Consider the following 15474-nt stretch of genomic DNA (forward strand, 5'->3'; position numbering starts at 1 on the left):
CCGTGCCCTGTTCAGCGGGCCTCGAGCGTTTCGACTTTTGCCGCGACGTCCAAACGKGACGCCATCGTCTTTCCTGGCGATTGGTCTGCCGAGCCTGTTTGCTTGGGCGCCGACATTTGCGCAAAGGTCTGCTGCTGGCCGACCCAGGCCAGGTAGTCCTGCTCGGTGTCGACCACGACCACGCCATGCATCAGCGGGTGTCCCTGGCCGCACAGCTCGGCGCACAAGACCTGGAAGGTTCCGGTCCTGGTTGGGGTGAACCAGAAATAGGTGACCGATCCAGGGATCATGTCCATCTTTGCGCGAAATTCCGGGATGTAGAAATCATGCACGACATCGATCGAACGCAGCAGCACCTTGACCGGCTTGCCGACCTGCAGATGCAGATCGGAGGCCACGACCAAGATGTCGTCCTGGCCGTTGGGGTCTTTGGGGGCAATGCCTAACGGGTTGTCAGCGGTTACGTCGCGGGTATCCGAAGTGCCCAGCTTGCCGTCCTTGCCCGGCAAGCGGAAACTCCACTGCCATTGCTGGGCGACGACCTCGACCTCGGTCGCATCGCTTGGAACGGTGACGAAGCGGCTCCAGACGAACAGGCCGGGGACCAGCAAGGCGGTGACGCCGACCGCGGTGACGACCATCAGCCACCATTCCAGCCGCTTGTTCTCCGGTTCGTATGCCGCGTGATTGCCTTCCCGATGCCGGAAGCGGAAGACGCAATAGGCCATAAAGAGGACGACAGYGGCAAAGACGATGCCGGTGATCCAAAAGCTGATGATGATGGTGTGGTCGATATAGTCCCAGTTCGAGGCAATCGGCGTCCACCACCATGGGCTCAGGAAGTGGAACAACACTGAGCCCACAACGATCAAAACGAGTACAAGCACAATGGCCATGTCCCGTTCCTCCCGGCATTCCAAGGAGCGAAAAGCATTGAGGAATGCCAAGCCTCATCATGCTCGAATTCCAGTTGAAATTCCAGAGCCTACTATCCGGCGGCGAAACGTTGCTCTTCGCGCCCGGATCTTCGGGAGCGGTTAAGGCCTTAGATCAGTAGCAGGCCTTTCATCGAGGCATTGCCCTTGCGGCCGATGATGATGTGATCGTGGACCGCAATGCCGAGGGGCTTGGCCGTATCGATGATTTGCTTGGTCATCTCGATGTCGGCGCGCGAGGGCGTCGGGTCGCCGGACGGGTGGTTGTGGACCAGGATGATGGCGCTGGCGGAGAGTTCCAGCGCGCGTTTCACCACCTCGCGCGGATAGACCGGCGTGTGATCCACGGTGCCGGTCTGCTGCACCTCGTCGGCGATCAGCCCGTTCTTCTTGTCGAGGAACAGGATGCGGAATTGCTCTCGGCTCTCGAAGGCCATGGCCGAGCGACAATAGTCGAGAAGCTGCGTCCAGTTGGATAGAACCTCGCGGCCGCGCACCTCGCCGCGCGCCATGCGCTGGGCTGTGGCGGCGATAACCTTGAGATCGGTCGCCACCGCCGGGCCGATGCCTTTCACTTCCTCCAACAAGGACGCCGGCGCGCCGAGCACCTCGGCGAGCGAGCCGAAGCGGGCGATCAGCGCCTTGGCGATCGGCTTGGTGTCGACGCGCGGGATCAGCCGGAACAGCAGCAGCTCCAGCAGCTCGTAATCGGGCAGGGCGTCCGGGCCGCCAGTAAGGAAGCGCTCGCGCAGGCGATCGCGATGGCCGTGGTAATGCGGCTTCTCCGCTTCCGCGGTCTTTTTCCGTGATTTCTGCGGCGGTTCGATCCAGGCTTCGGAAAAGAACGCCCGTTCGTCCTCGACTTTCCCCATGCCCGCCCCTCCCTCCAGGCCTTGGTCGAAGCCTAGGCTGGCAAGCCGGGGCGGTCGAGCTTTTTCGGCGACAGCGTGAAGATCTCGCAGCCGGTGTCGGTGACGCCGATYGTGTGCTCGTATTGCGCCGAGAGCGAGCGGTCGCGTGTTACCGCCGTCCAGCCGTCCGACAGCACCTTCACATGGGGYCGGCCGAGATTGATCATCGGCTCGACGGTGAAGATCATGCCGGGCCGCATCTCGACGCCTTCGTTGGCAGTGCCGTAGTGCAGAATATTCGGCGCGTCGTGAAAAAGCTGGCCGACGCCGTGGCCGCAGAAGTCGCGTACCACCGAGCAGCGCTCGGCCTCGGCATAGGTCTGGATCGCAGCGCCGATGGCGCCGGTGCGGGCGCCGGGCTTGATGGCGGCAATGCCGCGCATCAGGCATTCGTAAGTCACCTCGAGCAGGCGCTCGGCGGCCCGCTTGATCGTGCCCACCGGATACATGCGCGAGGAATCGCCGTGCCAGCCGTCCAGGATATAGGTGACGTCGATGTTGACGATGTCGCCGTCCTTCAGCGGCTTATTGTCCGGAATGCCGTGGCAGACGACATGGTTGATCGAGGTGCAGGACGACTTGGTGTAGCCGCGATAGTTGAGCGTCGCCGGCAGCGCGCCGTGGTCCATGCCGAACTCGAAGACGAAGCGGTCGATGGCCTCCGTGGTCACACCGGGCTTCACCATCGACACCAGTTCGTCGAGGCAGCGCGCGGTGAGGTCRCAGGCCTTGCGCATGCCCGCAAATCCTTCCTCGCCATAGAGGCGGATCTGGCCGGTGTTTCTCAAAGGGGCAGTGGCGGCGTCGAGATAGGTAACCATTTTGTCCGTTTGCGGGTTGRCTCCTAACGCGAGCCGATGCGGAAATTTTCTCCAGATTTGGCACCGGAAGCCGCAAGGTTCAAGGACGAAGTGCCGTCGGCCGGGCTGCCGCGGGGAATATTCGCTGGCGTACGGTCGGTGCGTCGACGGGTTCACCGCAGAGCTTTCCTTTCGCCAACCCATGGGGTAGGGCGGGTCTGCATAGAGGAGATTGTGCCGTTGACGGCATCGGAACGCCCAAGATCGACGCTGTTGCCAGTGAGGACCGTGTGCTCGGCCCTGATGGCGCTGCTCGTGCTGGCGCTGGCAGGCTACGCCCAGGCAGACGTCTCCGCCTCAACAGCCGCGGTCTCGGGCGGCGCCGGTATCAGCGCAGCGCGGCAGGGTGAAACGCTCGCGCTGCCGAGGATCAGCGGCAAGGCGCAGGCCGTCGAAGTCCGAGCCGGGCGGCCACTGCCCATTAAGCTCGTCAGCGGCAATACCGGCGCGCTCGTGCCGGCTTCCGATGTCCTCATTGTTGGCGAGGGTTTGCCGGCAGGTGCCGGCATCGTGCCGCCCATTGAGGCGGCGCCACTTTCGCATACCAACCAGCCTCGCGCGCCACCGACCGCCTGAGTCCGGCGGTCTCGGACCGCAGCCTTCACAGCCCAAACATTCATACGCGTTCGACCTGGCGACGGCTACCGGCCGTCCGCCGGTCGCTTGGCGCGTCAATTCGGACATTCCTCAATGCAACGCATCAAGACGTTCAAAACGCTCACCCGCGCGGCTGCCGCAGCGCTGTTTCTCGCCGTTCAGGCGATCATCTGCATCGGCACCGTCTACTGGGCAATCGCCGAAACGCTTCGCATCGAAGGTGCGGCGGCAATCGTGCTCGGCGTCATGTTCGCCGGGCCGTCCGCCTATCTGCTGATGGTGGCCTCTCGCATGGCCTACGAGGCGGAGACTGACCCGGCGAACCAGTAGGCGCTACTGCTATGCGGATACTGGTGACAGGGCGTTGCCGGCTGCATCGCCCTGTCGAACGAGCAGCTATTTCCATGCAGCATGCGGCCGAGGGGCGACCCGCCGCTCGCAGGCTCGGTCCGCCTGACCGCACTGAGGTCACATTCCTGAATCAGAAATCCGTCAAGGCAACTTTTCAGAACGAACGGCGTTGCTCTGGCTTTGTCGGGTTCGGGAGACTGGGGAATGGACAGACTGCAATTCGAGGTGCCGGTGCGCATCGCGCCCGCGCCCGGCCTGCCGGTCGAGGAAATTTACAGCGTTGAGCAGGCGCTCGACCTCCTGCAAAACTGGCCGAAGCGCCGCCAGGGCAAGCTCTACGAGATGGCTTTCAATGCCTGCTTCGGCGCGACGGTCGACGTGGCAAGCAGCGAGGACGCCTGCCGCGCGTTCATGGCGTTCTGCCGCGTCAGCGGGCTGCTCGCCAAGGATATGATGTTGCCCGTCAAGCGCGGCGCCAGCGCGAAGGGATTTCGCGAGGCCAGGGTCTAGCCTCAACCCGCGAAAGAGACGCCCCTGTAGTGCATCCCCACCTGCACACCGCGGACGATCAGGCGCGACAGGATTTCCATGTCCAGCGGCATCTGCGGGCGCCACACGTCAAGCAGCAAGGCGATGCGCGCCTGATCGGCGGTGTTCATGACCTCATGCTCGAAAGCATCGTCCCACAGCATGCACTCTCCGTCGGATATCCGCTTTTCCTGATGGTTGATCATCATGATCGTCGCCGGACGGCCATCAGCCTGTTTCGGGATAACCAGGCCGAGATGAAATCTCATGATACCGCGAAAGGGGCCGCGATGGGGCGGGATGTGCTTGCGCGGCGCCAGGAATGAGACCGCCGCCGATTTGACCTCGGGACATTCGGACAACAGCCGGGTGAGTGTCGGCATGCGCGCAAGGTTTTCGCGAACCGGCATGTCATAGGCCTTGAGCACGAACATGCGCCAATCGAGGCCGTCATTGGCCGAAATGCCTACCTGTTCCGGCATGATGTCGTGGAAGCGCGGCACCCTGTTCAACTGCACCGACAAGGCTTCGTCGCGAATACTCTGCCAGGCAGCCGCGAATTTCGTCGCGTTGGGAAAATGGGTGCTGATATCAAGAATCGCTGGTGCATCTATGCGCTTTTCATAGATACGCCGTATCAGATCGGTGCCTAGATCGTAGACGTTCGACATCGCATTGTCCCGATCAAGTTATAGTATAGTGGATGATTGCTTTCAGCTATTGCTCACGGAGATTTGTTCCGCGGGTTCAGGCGTAGTTCGGTTTCGTATCACTGCGTGCTCGAGACCAGCCGCGGACCGGTCCCGGCGTCGATGACTTCGGGCCTGGTGCTGTCGATCGTGCCGTCCCAACCGCCGCCGAGCGCCTTGTTGAGTGCGATGTAATCGGTGGCGATCGACACCCGGCTCTGCAGCAGGGTGTCTTCGGCCGAGTAGAGCGACCGCTCTGCATCCAGCACGTCGAGAAGGCTCGTCTCGCCCGCCTTGTAGAGCGTTCGTTCGAGTCGGGCGGCATCGCYATAGGATTTCGCGGAAGAGGCGAGCTTGCCGTTCCTGATCCGCTCCTGCGACAGAGAGACCGTGGCGTTTTCCACATCTTCCAACGCCGTCAGCACGGCGGCCTTGTAGGCAATGAAATATTGGTCGCGCTGGGCTTTGGCGATGTCGACCGCAGCCCGCAGCTGGCCGCCGTTGAACAGCGGCACGCTGAGCGCCGGTCCAAAGGACCAGCCGATGGTGGAATTCCTGCCGAGATCGCCGAGCTTCAGAGCGGTGGTGCTGATGTCTCCCGTCAGGCTGACGCTCGGGTAGCGCGCCGCGTCTGCCTGGCCGATCTTGGCCGTGGACTGGGCATATTGCCGCTCGGCCATCCGCACGTCGGGGCGGGTAAGCAGGATGTCGGCCGGAATGCCGGTCGGGATCGGCAGGCGCGGCGCCGGGATCGATGTGGGGCGCTTCAGCCGCTCGACCAACRCCGCCGGCGGACGGCCGGTGAGCACCGAAAGGCGGTGCACCGCTTCGGCATAGCTCGCTTCCAGGGTCGGGACGTCGGCTTCCGTGCTGCTTGCCTGTCCCATGGCCTTGGCGACATCGGCAGCGGTCGCCGTGCCGGCCAAGGCCATGGTGCGGGTGAGCTCGGCGGTCTGCCTTTGCGATGCGGCCGAGCGCCGGGCAAGCGCGATGCGCGTCTGGTAGCCGCGTGCCTGGATGTAGTTGGAGGCGACATCGCCGATCAAGGTCAGCAGGGTCGAGCGCAGGCTTTCTTCCGAAGCATCCAATCCGTAGCGGGCGGCCTCGACACTCCTGCGGTTGGCGCCGAAGAGATCGAGCTCCCAGCTTGCGTCAAAGCCGGCCTGGTATTCGCTATAGATGGCGTTCGAGCCCGACGTGGTCGCGGCTGACTTGTTACGGGTGGCCGAGCCGGAGCCGTCCGCCGACGGCAGCAATATGCCTGCGCTTTGTCGGTAGGACGCGCGCGCCTCGCGGATCTTGGCCTTGGCCGTCGCCACGTCCAGATTGCCGGCAACCGCTTCCTCGACCAGCTGGTTGAGATCGGGATCGCGCAGCTTCAGCCACCATTTCGACAATTCGGCCGGCTTGGCCGGCTCCGTCGCCTTCCGGTCGCTCCAGATTGCCGGCACGGCCAACAAGGGCATCCGATAGTCCGGCCCGACGACGCATCCGGAGAGCAGAAAGGCGGTGAAGGCGGGCAAAAGCAGCCCCTTCGCGGTCCGCAGACCGCGTTYGAAACCTGTCATGACTGAAACCCTTATTGCTGAGTGGCTGTGGCTGGCGTCCCGCCCGTATCCTGCCCAGAATCTTGCTTGGCCGCCTTGCCCTTGAAGATGCGGCGCACCGTGACGAAGAGCAGCGGCACGAGGAACACGCCGATCGCCGTCGCCGCGATCATGCCGCCCATCACGCCGATGCCGACGGAGTTCTGCGCGCCAGAGCCGGCGCCGCTGGCGATTGCCAGTGGCGTGACGCCGAGAATGAAGGCCAGCGACGTCATCAGGATCGGCCGCAGCCGCTGCCGCGCCGCTTCCAGCGTCGCCTCGACCAGACCCATTCCCGCCGCCTGCCGCTCAAGGGCGAACTCGACGATGAGGATGGCGTTCTTGGAGGCGAGACCGATCGTGGTCAGCAGCCCGACCTTGAAGTAGACGTCGTTAGTCTGCCCGAACAGGCTCGCCGCCGCGAGCGCGCCGAAGATGCCGATCGGCACCGACAGCATGACTGCGAACGGGATCGACCAGCTCTCGTAAAGCGCGGCGAGGCAAAGGAAAACGACGAGCGCCGAAATCAAATAGAGCGACATCGCTTGGTTGCCGGAAAGCCGCTCCTGATGCGACAGCCCCGTCCACTCATGCGAATATCCGGCGGGCAGTTGCGCAACCAACCTGTCGATCTCGTCCATGGCGGCGCCTGAACTCACGCCGGCCGCCGCTGCACCCTGGATTTCCACAGCCGCCGAGCCGTTGTAGCGCTCGAGCCGTGGAGAGCCGTATGTCCAGTGGCTCGAGGCGAAGGCCGAGAACGGGACCATGGCGCCACCGGAATTGCGGACCTGCCATTTGTCCAGGTCTTCCGGCTGCATGCGGAAGTCCGCATCGGCCTGCAGATAGACGGGCTTGACCCGGCCGCGATCGATGAAGTCGTTGACGAAGTTGCTGCCCCAGGCGGTGGAGAGCGTGTTGTTGATGTCAGAAAGGCCTATCCCGAGGGCGCTTGCCTTTTCCTGATCGACATCGACCGAGAACTGCGGTTGATCTTCCTGACCGTTGGGGCGCGTGTTGGCGAGCACCTTACTCTGCGCGGCAAGGCCGAGAAGCTGGTCGCGCGTCTGGATCAGCGCTTCATGGCCGGCGCCATTGACGTCCTGCAGATAGAAGTCGAAGCCGCTGGTGTTGCCGAACCCCTGGATGGCGGGAGGGGTGAGCGCAAAGACCTGCGCATCCCTGATCTTGGAGAAGGCTCCCATCGCGCGGCCGGCGACCGCCTTGGCCGCCAGCGCCGGCGACGTACGCTTGTCGAAATCCTTCAGCCGCACGAACGCGATGCCGACATTCTGTCCGGCGCCGCCGAAGCCGAAGCCGGAGGCGGTGAAGACGCCTTCGACCGCATCCTTCTCCTCGTTCAAATAGTGGTCGGTTACGGTGGCCAGCACGCGCTCGGTCCGATCCTGCGTCGCGCCGACGGGCAACTGCACGCTGGTGATCAGGATGCCCTGGTCTTCATCCGGCAGGAACGAGCTGGGCAGGCGTACGAACATCCAGCCCATGGCGATAACGATTGCCAGGAAAACGAGGAGGAAGCGCTTGCCCCGCTTGATGATGCCGTATGAGCCGTCGCGATAGGCTGTTGTGCCGCGGTCGAAGGCACGGTTGAACCAGCCGAACGGACCTCTCTGCGTTGCGTGATCCCTGGGCGGCCGCAGGATCGTGGCGCAGAGCGCCGGCGTCAGCACCAGCGCGACGAGAACAGACAGCACCATCGCCGAGGCGATCGTCACCGAGAACTGACGATAGATGATGCCGGTGGAGCCGCCGAAGAAAGCCATCGGCACGAACACCGCCGAAAGCACCGTGGCGATACCGATCAAGGCGCCGGTGATCTCGTGCATCGACTTGCGCGTCGCCTCTCGCGGCGGCAGGCCTTCCTCCTGCATTACGCGTTCGACATTCTCGACCACGACGATGGCGTCGTCGACGAGCAGGCCGATGGCGAGCACCATGGCGAACATCGTCAGCGTGTTGATCGAGTAGCCGAAGAAGGAGAGCACGCCGAAGGTGCCGAGCAGCACCACCGGGACAGCGATCGTCGGGATGAGGGTCGCGCGCAGGTTCTGCAGGAAAAGCAGCATGACCAGGAACACCAGCACGATCGCCTCGGTCAGCGTCTTGACCACTTCCTCGATCGACAGGCGCACGAATGGCGCAGTGTCGTATGGATAGACGACCTCAACCCCTTGCGGGAAAGTCGGGCTCAGGCGGTCGATCGTCGCGCGCACCGCCTCGGCGGTACTGATTGCATTGGCGCCTGTCGCCAGGCTGACGGCGACGCCGGCCGATGGCCTGCCGTTGTAATGGGCGGACGTGGTGTAGCTTTCGGCGCCGATCTCGACCCTGGCCACGTCGTTCAGCCTAACCAGCGAGCCGTCGGTGTTGCTCTTCAGAATGATGCTGCGGAACTGCTCGGGAGTTTGCAGACGGCTCCTGGCCGTCACCGTGGCATTGAGCTGCTGTCCCTTGCGCGCCGGYAGGCCGCCGAGCTGACCGGCCGAAACCTGCGTGTTCTGCGCCTGAATCGCCGCGGCTATATCGCTCGGCATCAGCGCATATTTGGCGAGCTTGTCGGGATCGAGCCAGATGCGCATGGCGTAGCCGGAGCCGAAAAGCTGTGTCGAGCCGACACCTTCGACGCGCTTTAGCGTGTCGTTGATTGTGCTGTCGACATAGTCGGCGAGGTCGGTCGAGTTCATCTTGCCGTCGCCGGAAACGAAGCCGACGACCATCAGGAAGCCGGTCGAGGATTTGGAGACGGTGATGCCGTTGCTCTGGACGACCTGAGGCAGCTGCGACTGCACCAGCTGCAGCTTGTTCTGGGTCTGCACCTGGGCGGTGTCGGGATTGGCGGCGCTGGTGAAGGTCAGCGTGATCGAGGCCTGTCCGGTCGATGTCGAGGTCGCCGTCATGTAGTCGAGATTGTCAATGCCGGTCATGCCCTGCTCGATGACCTTGGTCACCGAGTTCTCCACCGTCTGGGCGTCGGCGCCGGGATAGCTGGCGCTGATGTTCACCGTGGTCGGAGCGATCTGCGGATATTGCGAGATCGGCAACGAGCGGAGCGCGAGCAAGCCGCCCAACATGATCACGATGGCGATCACCCAGGCAAAGATCGGCCGGTTGATGAAGAAAGTCGACATCGCCTCAGTTCCCGGTTGAGCCCGACGCCGGCTGCTTTCCGGCGCCGCCGCCGGAACTGCCACCAGCCGGTGCGGCCGCGGCGGAGGTCTGCTGCCGATCCTTGATCTCGCCGGTCGCCTCGTCGATCGTCACCTCGAGCGGGGTGGCGTCGCCGCCGGCGCGTGCCAGCTGCAGCCCCTCGACGATAACGCGGTCGCCGTCGCCGACGCCGGAATCCACCAGCCAGTTGTTACCGACGCTGTTGCGCACGCTAAGAATGCGCGATTCAACCTTGCCCTGAGCATTCACCACCATTGCCGTCGCTTCGCCCTTGGGATTGCGGCTGACGGCGCGCTGCGGCACCAGGAAGCTGTTCGGTGCGACGCCTTCCTCGACAATGGCACGCACATACATGCCCGGGAGGAGGAGATGGTCGGGATTGGGGAACTGGGCTCTGAGCGCGAATGTGCCGGTTGTCTGGTCGACATTGGCGCCGGCGAATTCCAACTTGCCGGTTCGCGAATAGACGGCGCCGTTGTCGAGCTTCAGCTTGACGCTGATGTTGGGCCCGCTGAACTTCAGCCGCCCTTCGCTGATTGCCTGCCGCAGGTTGAGCAGATTGGTGCTGGACTGCGTGACGTCGACGTTGATCGGGTCGAGCGCGCGAATGGTGGTCAGCACTGCTTGCTGGTTGGCGGTGACAAGCGCTCCGGGCGTCAGCGTCGATTTGTCGATCCGGCCGGCGATCGGCGCGGTGATCGAGGTGCGATCGAGGCTGATGCGCGCGGTCTCGACGCTCGCCTTGGCTGACGCCACATCGGCTTGAGACTGGGCCAGTGTCGCCGCAACATCGTCATAGTCTTGCTTCGAGACCACATGCTGCTTCAGCAATCCGGCATAGCGGTCGAACTTGGCTTGCGCGGTGGAGAGCGCCGCTTCGGCTTTCTGCTGAGCGGCGACGGCGCTGTCATAAGCTGCCTTGTAGCTTGCCGGATCGATAAGGTAGAGCGGCTGTCCGGGCACGACCTCCGCGCCTTCCTGGAACAGTCGCTGCTGGATGATGCCATCGACCTGCGGGCGCACCTCGGCGATGAGGGAGGCTGCGGTTCGGCCGGGCAGTTCGGCAGTGATCGCGACGGACTGCGGATGCAAGGTGACGACGCCGACCTCGGGCCGGCCAACGCCGCCCATGCCCGTGGGAACCTGGCTCTTTTCCTGCGAACAGGCCGCCAGAAGGAGCGCCGCGCACAGCATTCCTGCCCAGGGAGAGAGGCGACGTGGCCTCGTCGGCGAAAGAGAATGACTAGGCTGGATATGCATCGGCTGGATCTTTCCCTGGAGTTGCGGTCGCCGCACGGCCGGTGGCGCCGGGCGCTTCGACCAGCAGCTTGCCGAGATGGCGGGCGAGGAAACGCTGGATATCGTCCATGAAGGTGTAGACCACCGGGACATAGACGAGACTGAGCACGGTCGAGGAGAGCAGTCCGCCGATGACGGCGATCGCCATCGGCGCCCGCGTTTCGGCGTCGGCGCCGATGCCGAGCGCGATCGGCAGCATGCCGGCGCCCATGGCGATCGATGTCATGACGATGGGCCGAGCCCGCTTGCGGGCAGCGTCGAGCAGTGCCTCGAAGCGGCTCATGCCATGCTCCTTCTCGGCGACCAGGGCATATTCGACGAGCAGGATCGAGTTCTTGGCCGCGATGCCCATCAGCATCAGTATGCCGATCAATGGCGAGATGCCAAGCGCCTTGCCGGTGACGAGAAGGAAGCCGAGCGCGCCGCCGACCGAAAGCGGCAGCGCGACCAGAATGGTCACCGGCTGCACGAAGCTGCGGAAGAGCAAGACAAGCGTCAGATACATGAGGATGATGCCGGCGGCGATCGCGGTGGCAAAGCCCGTGAACAGCTCCTGCATGCGCTGGGCATCGCCGCGCGCCAGCTCGTGCACGCCCTGCGGCAGGTCCTTCATGACCGGCAGCGCGCGAATGGCTGTGGTCGCCTGGCCGAGCGTCAGGCCGGAGAGGTCGGCCTCTATCGTCGCACTGCGGCTGCGGTCCACCCGTGTGATGCTGTTCGGTCCGGCATTGAAGCCGATGTCGGCGACGGCGCCGAGCGGCACCGTGCCCTTGCTGCCGGTCAGCGGCAGAACTGCAAGCTTGGCGGGATCGTCGATGGCGCCGTCGGGGAGGGTGACGACGATCGACACCTGACGGTCGCCGAGGTTGAATTTCGCCAGGCTGGTGTCGGTGTCGCCGATGGTGGCGATCTTCACCGTCGCGGCGATCTCGGTCGGCGTGACGCCGAGCTCGGCAGCCTTGGCGCTGTCGGGACGCACGATCAGCTCGGGCTTGGTAGTTGCGGCCGTCGAGGTCGGGTTGATGAGGCCCGGAACCGATTTCATTTGCTCGACCAGCGCGTTGCTCGCCTTCTCGAGCGCCGCGTCGTCGTCGCCGACCAGCGTGATCGACACCTTGGCGCCGGCGAAGCCGTCGGCGCCGAACTGGATGCGGGCGCCTGGAATGTCGTTGAGCTTGGGCGATGCTTCGGCCTCGAACTGCTGCTGGCTCATCCTCCGCTCGGCGCGCGGCTTAAGGTTGACCGTGACGGTCGCGGTGCGCACTTCGGCAGAGCTTGCGCTTTGGTTCGGCCCTCCGCCCGACGAAGCGGCCGTGCCGATGGTGGCGAACACGCTGTCGACGACCGGCTCCTTTTCAAGCCGTCCGGTGATGTCCTGGACCACGGCCGTCGTCTGCTCGATCGTCGAGCCAGGCGGCAGCTCGACGGAAATCATCGAGCGGCCGCGATCGGCTGCCGCCATGAATTCGGTCGGAAGCCGGGTTGCCAGCGCCATGGAGCCGACGAAGAAGGCGATGCCGGCAAGGAGCGTGATCCAGCGATGGCTGAGCGCCTTCCGCAAGAGCCAGAGATAGGTCGGCACCCAGGCCGGCTGGTCGTCCTCGCTGTGGCCGCCGGCGCGCACCAGATAGGCGCCCATCAGCGGGGTGAGCATGCGTGCCACCAGCAGCGAGAACAGTACCGATACGCAGACGGCGACCGCGAAAGAGAAGAAGAATTTGCCGGGAATGCCGGGCATGAAGGCAACCGGCAGGAACACGGCGACGATGGTCGCGGTCGTTGCCACCACGGCAAGCCCGATCTCATCGGCCGCCTCGATCGCCGCCTGGTAGGCGCTGACGCCGGTCTGGCGCATGTGGCGCACGATGTTCTCGATCTCGACGATCGCGTCGTCGACGAGGATGCCGACGACCAGCGACAGCGCCAGCAAGGTGATGTTGTTGAGCGAGATGTCGAAGGCCGCCATCACCGCGAAGGTCGGGATCAGCGACAATGGCATCGCCACCGCCGACACCAGCGTTGCCCTGATGTCGCGCAGGAACAGCCAGACGACACCGACGGCGAGCAAGGCGCCGAGCCAGAGCGCTTCGAGGGCCGCATCGTAGCTCTCCTGGACGAAGCCGGACGAGGAGGTGACCTCGGTGAACTTTGCCTTGGTGGTATTCGCGCCCATTTCGGCGATCGCGGCGCGCGCGGCCTTGACGACATCGATCTCGCTCGAGCCGACCGACCTGTAGACATTGAAGGCGACGACTTGCCTGCCGTCGAGATAGGCGGCCTGGCGCGGCTTTTCCCAGCTGTCGACGACGGTGCCGAGGTCGGAGAGCTTGACGTCGCCGGCGCCGCTGAGCGCGATCCGGGTATCGGCCAGCGCCTCCACCGTCGTGGCGCTGGCGAGCGTGCGCACCGACTGCTCCTGGCCACCGATATTGGCGCGGCCGCCCGGCTGGTTGACGTTGTTCGCGGCAAGCGTCTGGCTGACATCGCCGGCGCTGATGCCGAGCGCGGCCAGGCGGTCGGGGTCGAGCTCGACGCGGATGACGCGGTCGACGCCGCCGGAACGGGTGATCTTGGAGACGCCGTCGACGCCGAGCAGGACCTTGGCGACGTCGTTGTCGATGTACCAGCTCAGCGCATCGGGCGCCATGGTCGGCGCCTCGACGACAAAGGTCAGCACCGAATTGCCCGTGGCGTTGACCTTCGCCACCACCGGTGTCTGCGCGGCCGCCGGCAGGCTGGACTGCACGCYGGAGACCGCGTTGCGGACATCGTTGGTCGCGGTCTCGGGGTCGGTGCCGAGGGTGAATTCGACCGTGGTGACGGACGAACCCTCGCTGATCGAGGTCGAGACGTCGTCGACGCCTTCCAAGGTCGCCGCCGCATTCTCGATGACGCGCGCGACCTGGACTTCCATCTCGCTCGGCGCCGCGCCCGGCTGCGCCACCGTGACGGTGACGGTCGGCAGGTCGATGTCGGGCATGTTGTTGGTGCGAAGATGCATGAAGCCATAGACGCCGGCAATCRCAAGCGAGAGGAACAGCACGATGGTCGGAACCGAATTGCGGATCGACCAGGAGGAGATGGCGTTCATCGCGCCGCCTCCGCCGAGCCCGCTTCATTGCCGGTGTTCGTCTCGTTGGCGGCGACACGCACGAGGTTGCCGTCGCTGAGGAAGCCGGCGCCGGCGACGACGACACGGTCGCCTTCCGACACCCCGCTTTCGATGGCGACACGGCCGTTCTGGYGCGCGCCGGTCACAACGGGTCGCGCGTTGACCTTGCCAGTATCGTCGACGGCGAAGACGGCCGGTTTGCCGTCATGCCAGACCAGGGCCGTCTCGGCGACGCTGAGCTGTTGCGCGGCGCCGGTCTCAATCGACACGCGGGCAAACATGCCGGGCTTCAGGCCCGAGCCTCCGCCGACGGAGACATAGACGGTAGCGAGCCGGGTCGTCGCGTTGACCGTCTGGGCTATCGAGGAGACGCTGCCGGAAAAGGCGCGGCCGGATGCATCGACGATGTTCGCCGGCTGACCGGCCGAGATTGCCGCGAGGTTCTTTTCGGGGACAAGGACACCGACCTCCAGCCTGCCGTCGCGGACGATCTTCATCAGCTCGGTGCCTGCCTGGACGATGGAGCCAGCCACGGCCGGCTTGCTGGAGACGATGCCGTCGAAGGGCGCGCGGATGGTCGTCCGCTCGAGTTGGGCTTGCAGCCGCTCCGTGGCGGCCTCGGCCTGCTCGACCCCGGCCTTGCCGGTCTTGACCGCGGTCGCCTTGTCTTCGGCGGTTTCGGCGCTGACGGCATTGCTGGCAAGCAGCTTGTTGGCGCGGGCCGCGRCCGACAGCGCGGATTCGAGCGTCGCCTGGGCCTGCGCGACGGCTGCCTTCTGCTCGGCAAGCTGGGTTTTGAGCAGCGCACCGTCCAACCGGGCGACGACTTCGCCGGCCTTCACACGGTCGCCTTCCTTCACCAGAACGTCGGTCAGGCGCAGCCCACTTTCCTCCGCGCCGATCGTCGCTTCCTGCCATGCGGCGACGGTGCCCGTTGCGCTGACGGAGGATGTGATCGGGCGGGAGACAACCGTCTCCACGGAAACGGTGAGCGCGGCGGCCTGAGCGGGCGCGGCTTTCGCTACGTCCGGCTCCGGCGTGCCGCGGCCATAGGCCTTGAGCATCGCGACGACGCCGGCCGCGACCAGCACGGCGACGAGGAGAAGATGCCTTTTACGCAATTTTCTGGTCATGATTTTCAGTGCTTGAAGACGGGATCGGAAGCGACAGGCTGTAAGCGGCGAAGCTCAGCCGGATTGCCCCTTTCAGCGCCTGCTTCGACAGGATCTGTTGCCTGGCACTGGCGCCGGAGYGGATCGGCAAGGGCGAGCCCAGCGAGGTAAGCAGCCGCAGCATCATCAGGGCTTCCCACATCATCATGCGCTCCATGCTTGACGGCGGTCGCGCGGACGCGTCCGCCAATTCGCAAAAGAACCGGCCGGTCCGTGAACGGGTGGATCAGCGGACCGGCCGGCGC

General features: G+C 64.7%; 13 protein-coding genes. 3 read left to right on the top strand and 10 right to left on the bottom strand.

From position 1 onward, the window contains the following. Positions 1–11: 11 nt before the first annotated feature. The 3 genes from ORS3428_RS09185 to map all read right to left on the bottom strand — a co-directional run bounded on the left by ORS3428_RS09185 (position 12) and on the right by map (position 2667). On the bottom strand, positions 12–896 hold the full coding sequence (locus ORS3428_RS09185; protein WP_071096663.1) for a cytochrome c oxidase subunit II: 885 nt from the start codon (positions 894–896) through the stop codon (positions 12–14). A gap of 149 nt (positions 897–1045) precedes the next feature. Continuing rightward, positions 1046–1807 (bottom strand): RadC family protein, encoded by a 762-nt coding sequence (radC, locus tag ORS3428_RS09190; protein ID WP_071096665.1) that lies wholly within the window; start codon positions 1805–1807, stop codon positions 1046–1048. A 32-nt stretch (positions 1808–1839) separates the two neighbouring features. Then, a complete protein-coding gene (map, locus tag ORS3428_RS09195; RefSeq protein WP_071096667.1) occupies positions 1840–2667 on the bottom strand; it encodes a type I methionyl aminopeptidase in 828 nt (275 codons plus the stop codon). Positions 2668–2886: 219 nt separating this feature from the next. Between map and ORS3428_RS09200 the strand changes: the two genes are divergently transcribed. The 3 genes from ORS3428_RS09200 to ORS3428_RS09210 all read left to right on the top strand — a co-directional run bounded on the left by ORS3428_RS09200 (position 2887) and on the right by ORS3428_RS09210 (position 4164). Then, on the top strand, positions 2887–3282 hold the full coding sequence (locus tag ORS3428_RS09200) for a hypothetical protein (RefSeq protein WP_244507901.1): 396 nt from the start codon (positions 2887–2889) through the stop codon (positions 3280–3282). A 114-nt stretch (positions 3283–3396) separates the two neighbouring features. Then, on the top strand, positions 3397–3633 hold the full coding sequence (locus ORS3428_RS09205; RefSeq protein WP_071096671.1) for a hypothetical protein: 237 nt from the start codon (positions 3397–3399) through the stop codon (positions 3631–3633). Between the two features lie 225 nt (positions 3634–3858). Next, positions 3859–4164 (top strand): DUF982 domain-containing protein, encoded by a 306-nt coding sequence (locus tag ORS3428_RS09210; protein ID WP_071096674.1) that lies wholly within the window; start codon positions 3859–3861, stop codon positions 4162–4164. Between the two features lie 2 nt (positions 4165–4166). On the opposite strand, the gene ORS3428_RS09215 is transcribed toward ORS3428_RS09210, so the two are convergent. The 7 genes from ORS3428_RS09215 to ORS3428_RS09245 all read right to left on the bottom strand — a co-directional run bounded on the left by ORS3428_RS09215 (position 4167) and on the right by ORS3428_RS09245 (position 15356). Beyond that, positions 4167–4853, bottom strand: coding sequence for an aspartyl/asparaginyl beta-hydroxylase domain-containing protein (locus tag ORS3428_RS09215; RefSeq protein WP_071096676.1), 687 nt, complete (start codon positions 4851–4853; stop codon positions 4167–4169). A gap of 98 nt (positions 4854–4951) precedes the next feature. After that, complete coding sequence (locus ORS3428_RS09220; protein ID WP_071096678.1) at positions 4952–6439, bottom strand: efflux transporter outer membrane subunit; 1488 nt, start codon at positions 6437–6439, stop codon at positions 4952–4954. An 11-nt stretch (positions 6440–6450) separates the two neighbouring features. After that, positions 6451–9606, bottom strand: coding sequence for an efflux RND transporter permease subunit (locus ORS3428_RS09225; protein ID WP_071096680.1), 3156 nt, complete (start codon positions 9604–9606; stop codon positions 6451–6453). A gap of 4 nt (positions 9607–9610) precedes the next feature. Next, positions 9611–10906 (bottom strand): efflux RND transporter periplasmic adaptor subunit, encoded by a 1296-nt coding sequence (locus ORS3428_RS09230; RefSeq protein ID WP_071096682.1) that lies wholly within the window; start codon positions 10904–10906, stop codon positions 9611–9613. Further along, entirely contained in the window at positions 10890–14036 is a 3147-nt protein-coding gene (locus ORS3428_RS09235) for an efflux RND transporter permease subunit (RefSeq protein ID WP_071096684.1), read from the bottom strand. The genes ORS3428_RS09230 and ORS3428_RS09235 overlap by 17 nt, the downstream gene beginning before the upstream one ends. After that, entirely contained in the window at positions 14033–15190 is a 1158-nt protein-coding gene (locus tag ORS3428_RS09240) for an efflux RND transporter periplasmic adaptor subunit (RefSeq protein WP_083355070.1), read from the bottom strand. Before ORS3428_RS09240 ends, ORS3428_RS09235 begins: the two co-directional genes overlap by 4 nt. After that, positions 15171–15356: a hypothetical protein gene (locus ORS3428_RS09245; RefSeq protein ID WP_244507902.1), complete on the bottom strand. Its 186-nt coding sequence runs from the start codon at positions 15354–15356 to the stop codon at positions 15171–15173. Before ORS3428_RS09245 ends, ORS3428_RS09240 begins: the two co-directional genes overlap by 20 nt. Positions 15357–15474: the final 118 nt, after the last annotated feature.

Origin of the sequence: Mesorhizobium sp. ORS 3428 (assembly GCF_001854785.1) — a bacterium.
GTDB lineage: Bacteria > Pseudomonadota > Alphaproteobacteria > Rhizobiales > Rhizobiaceae > Mesorhizobium.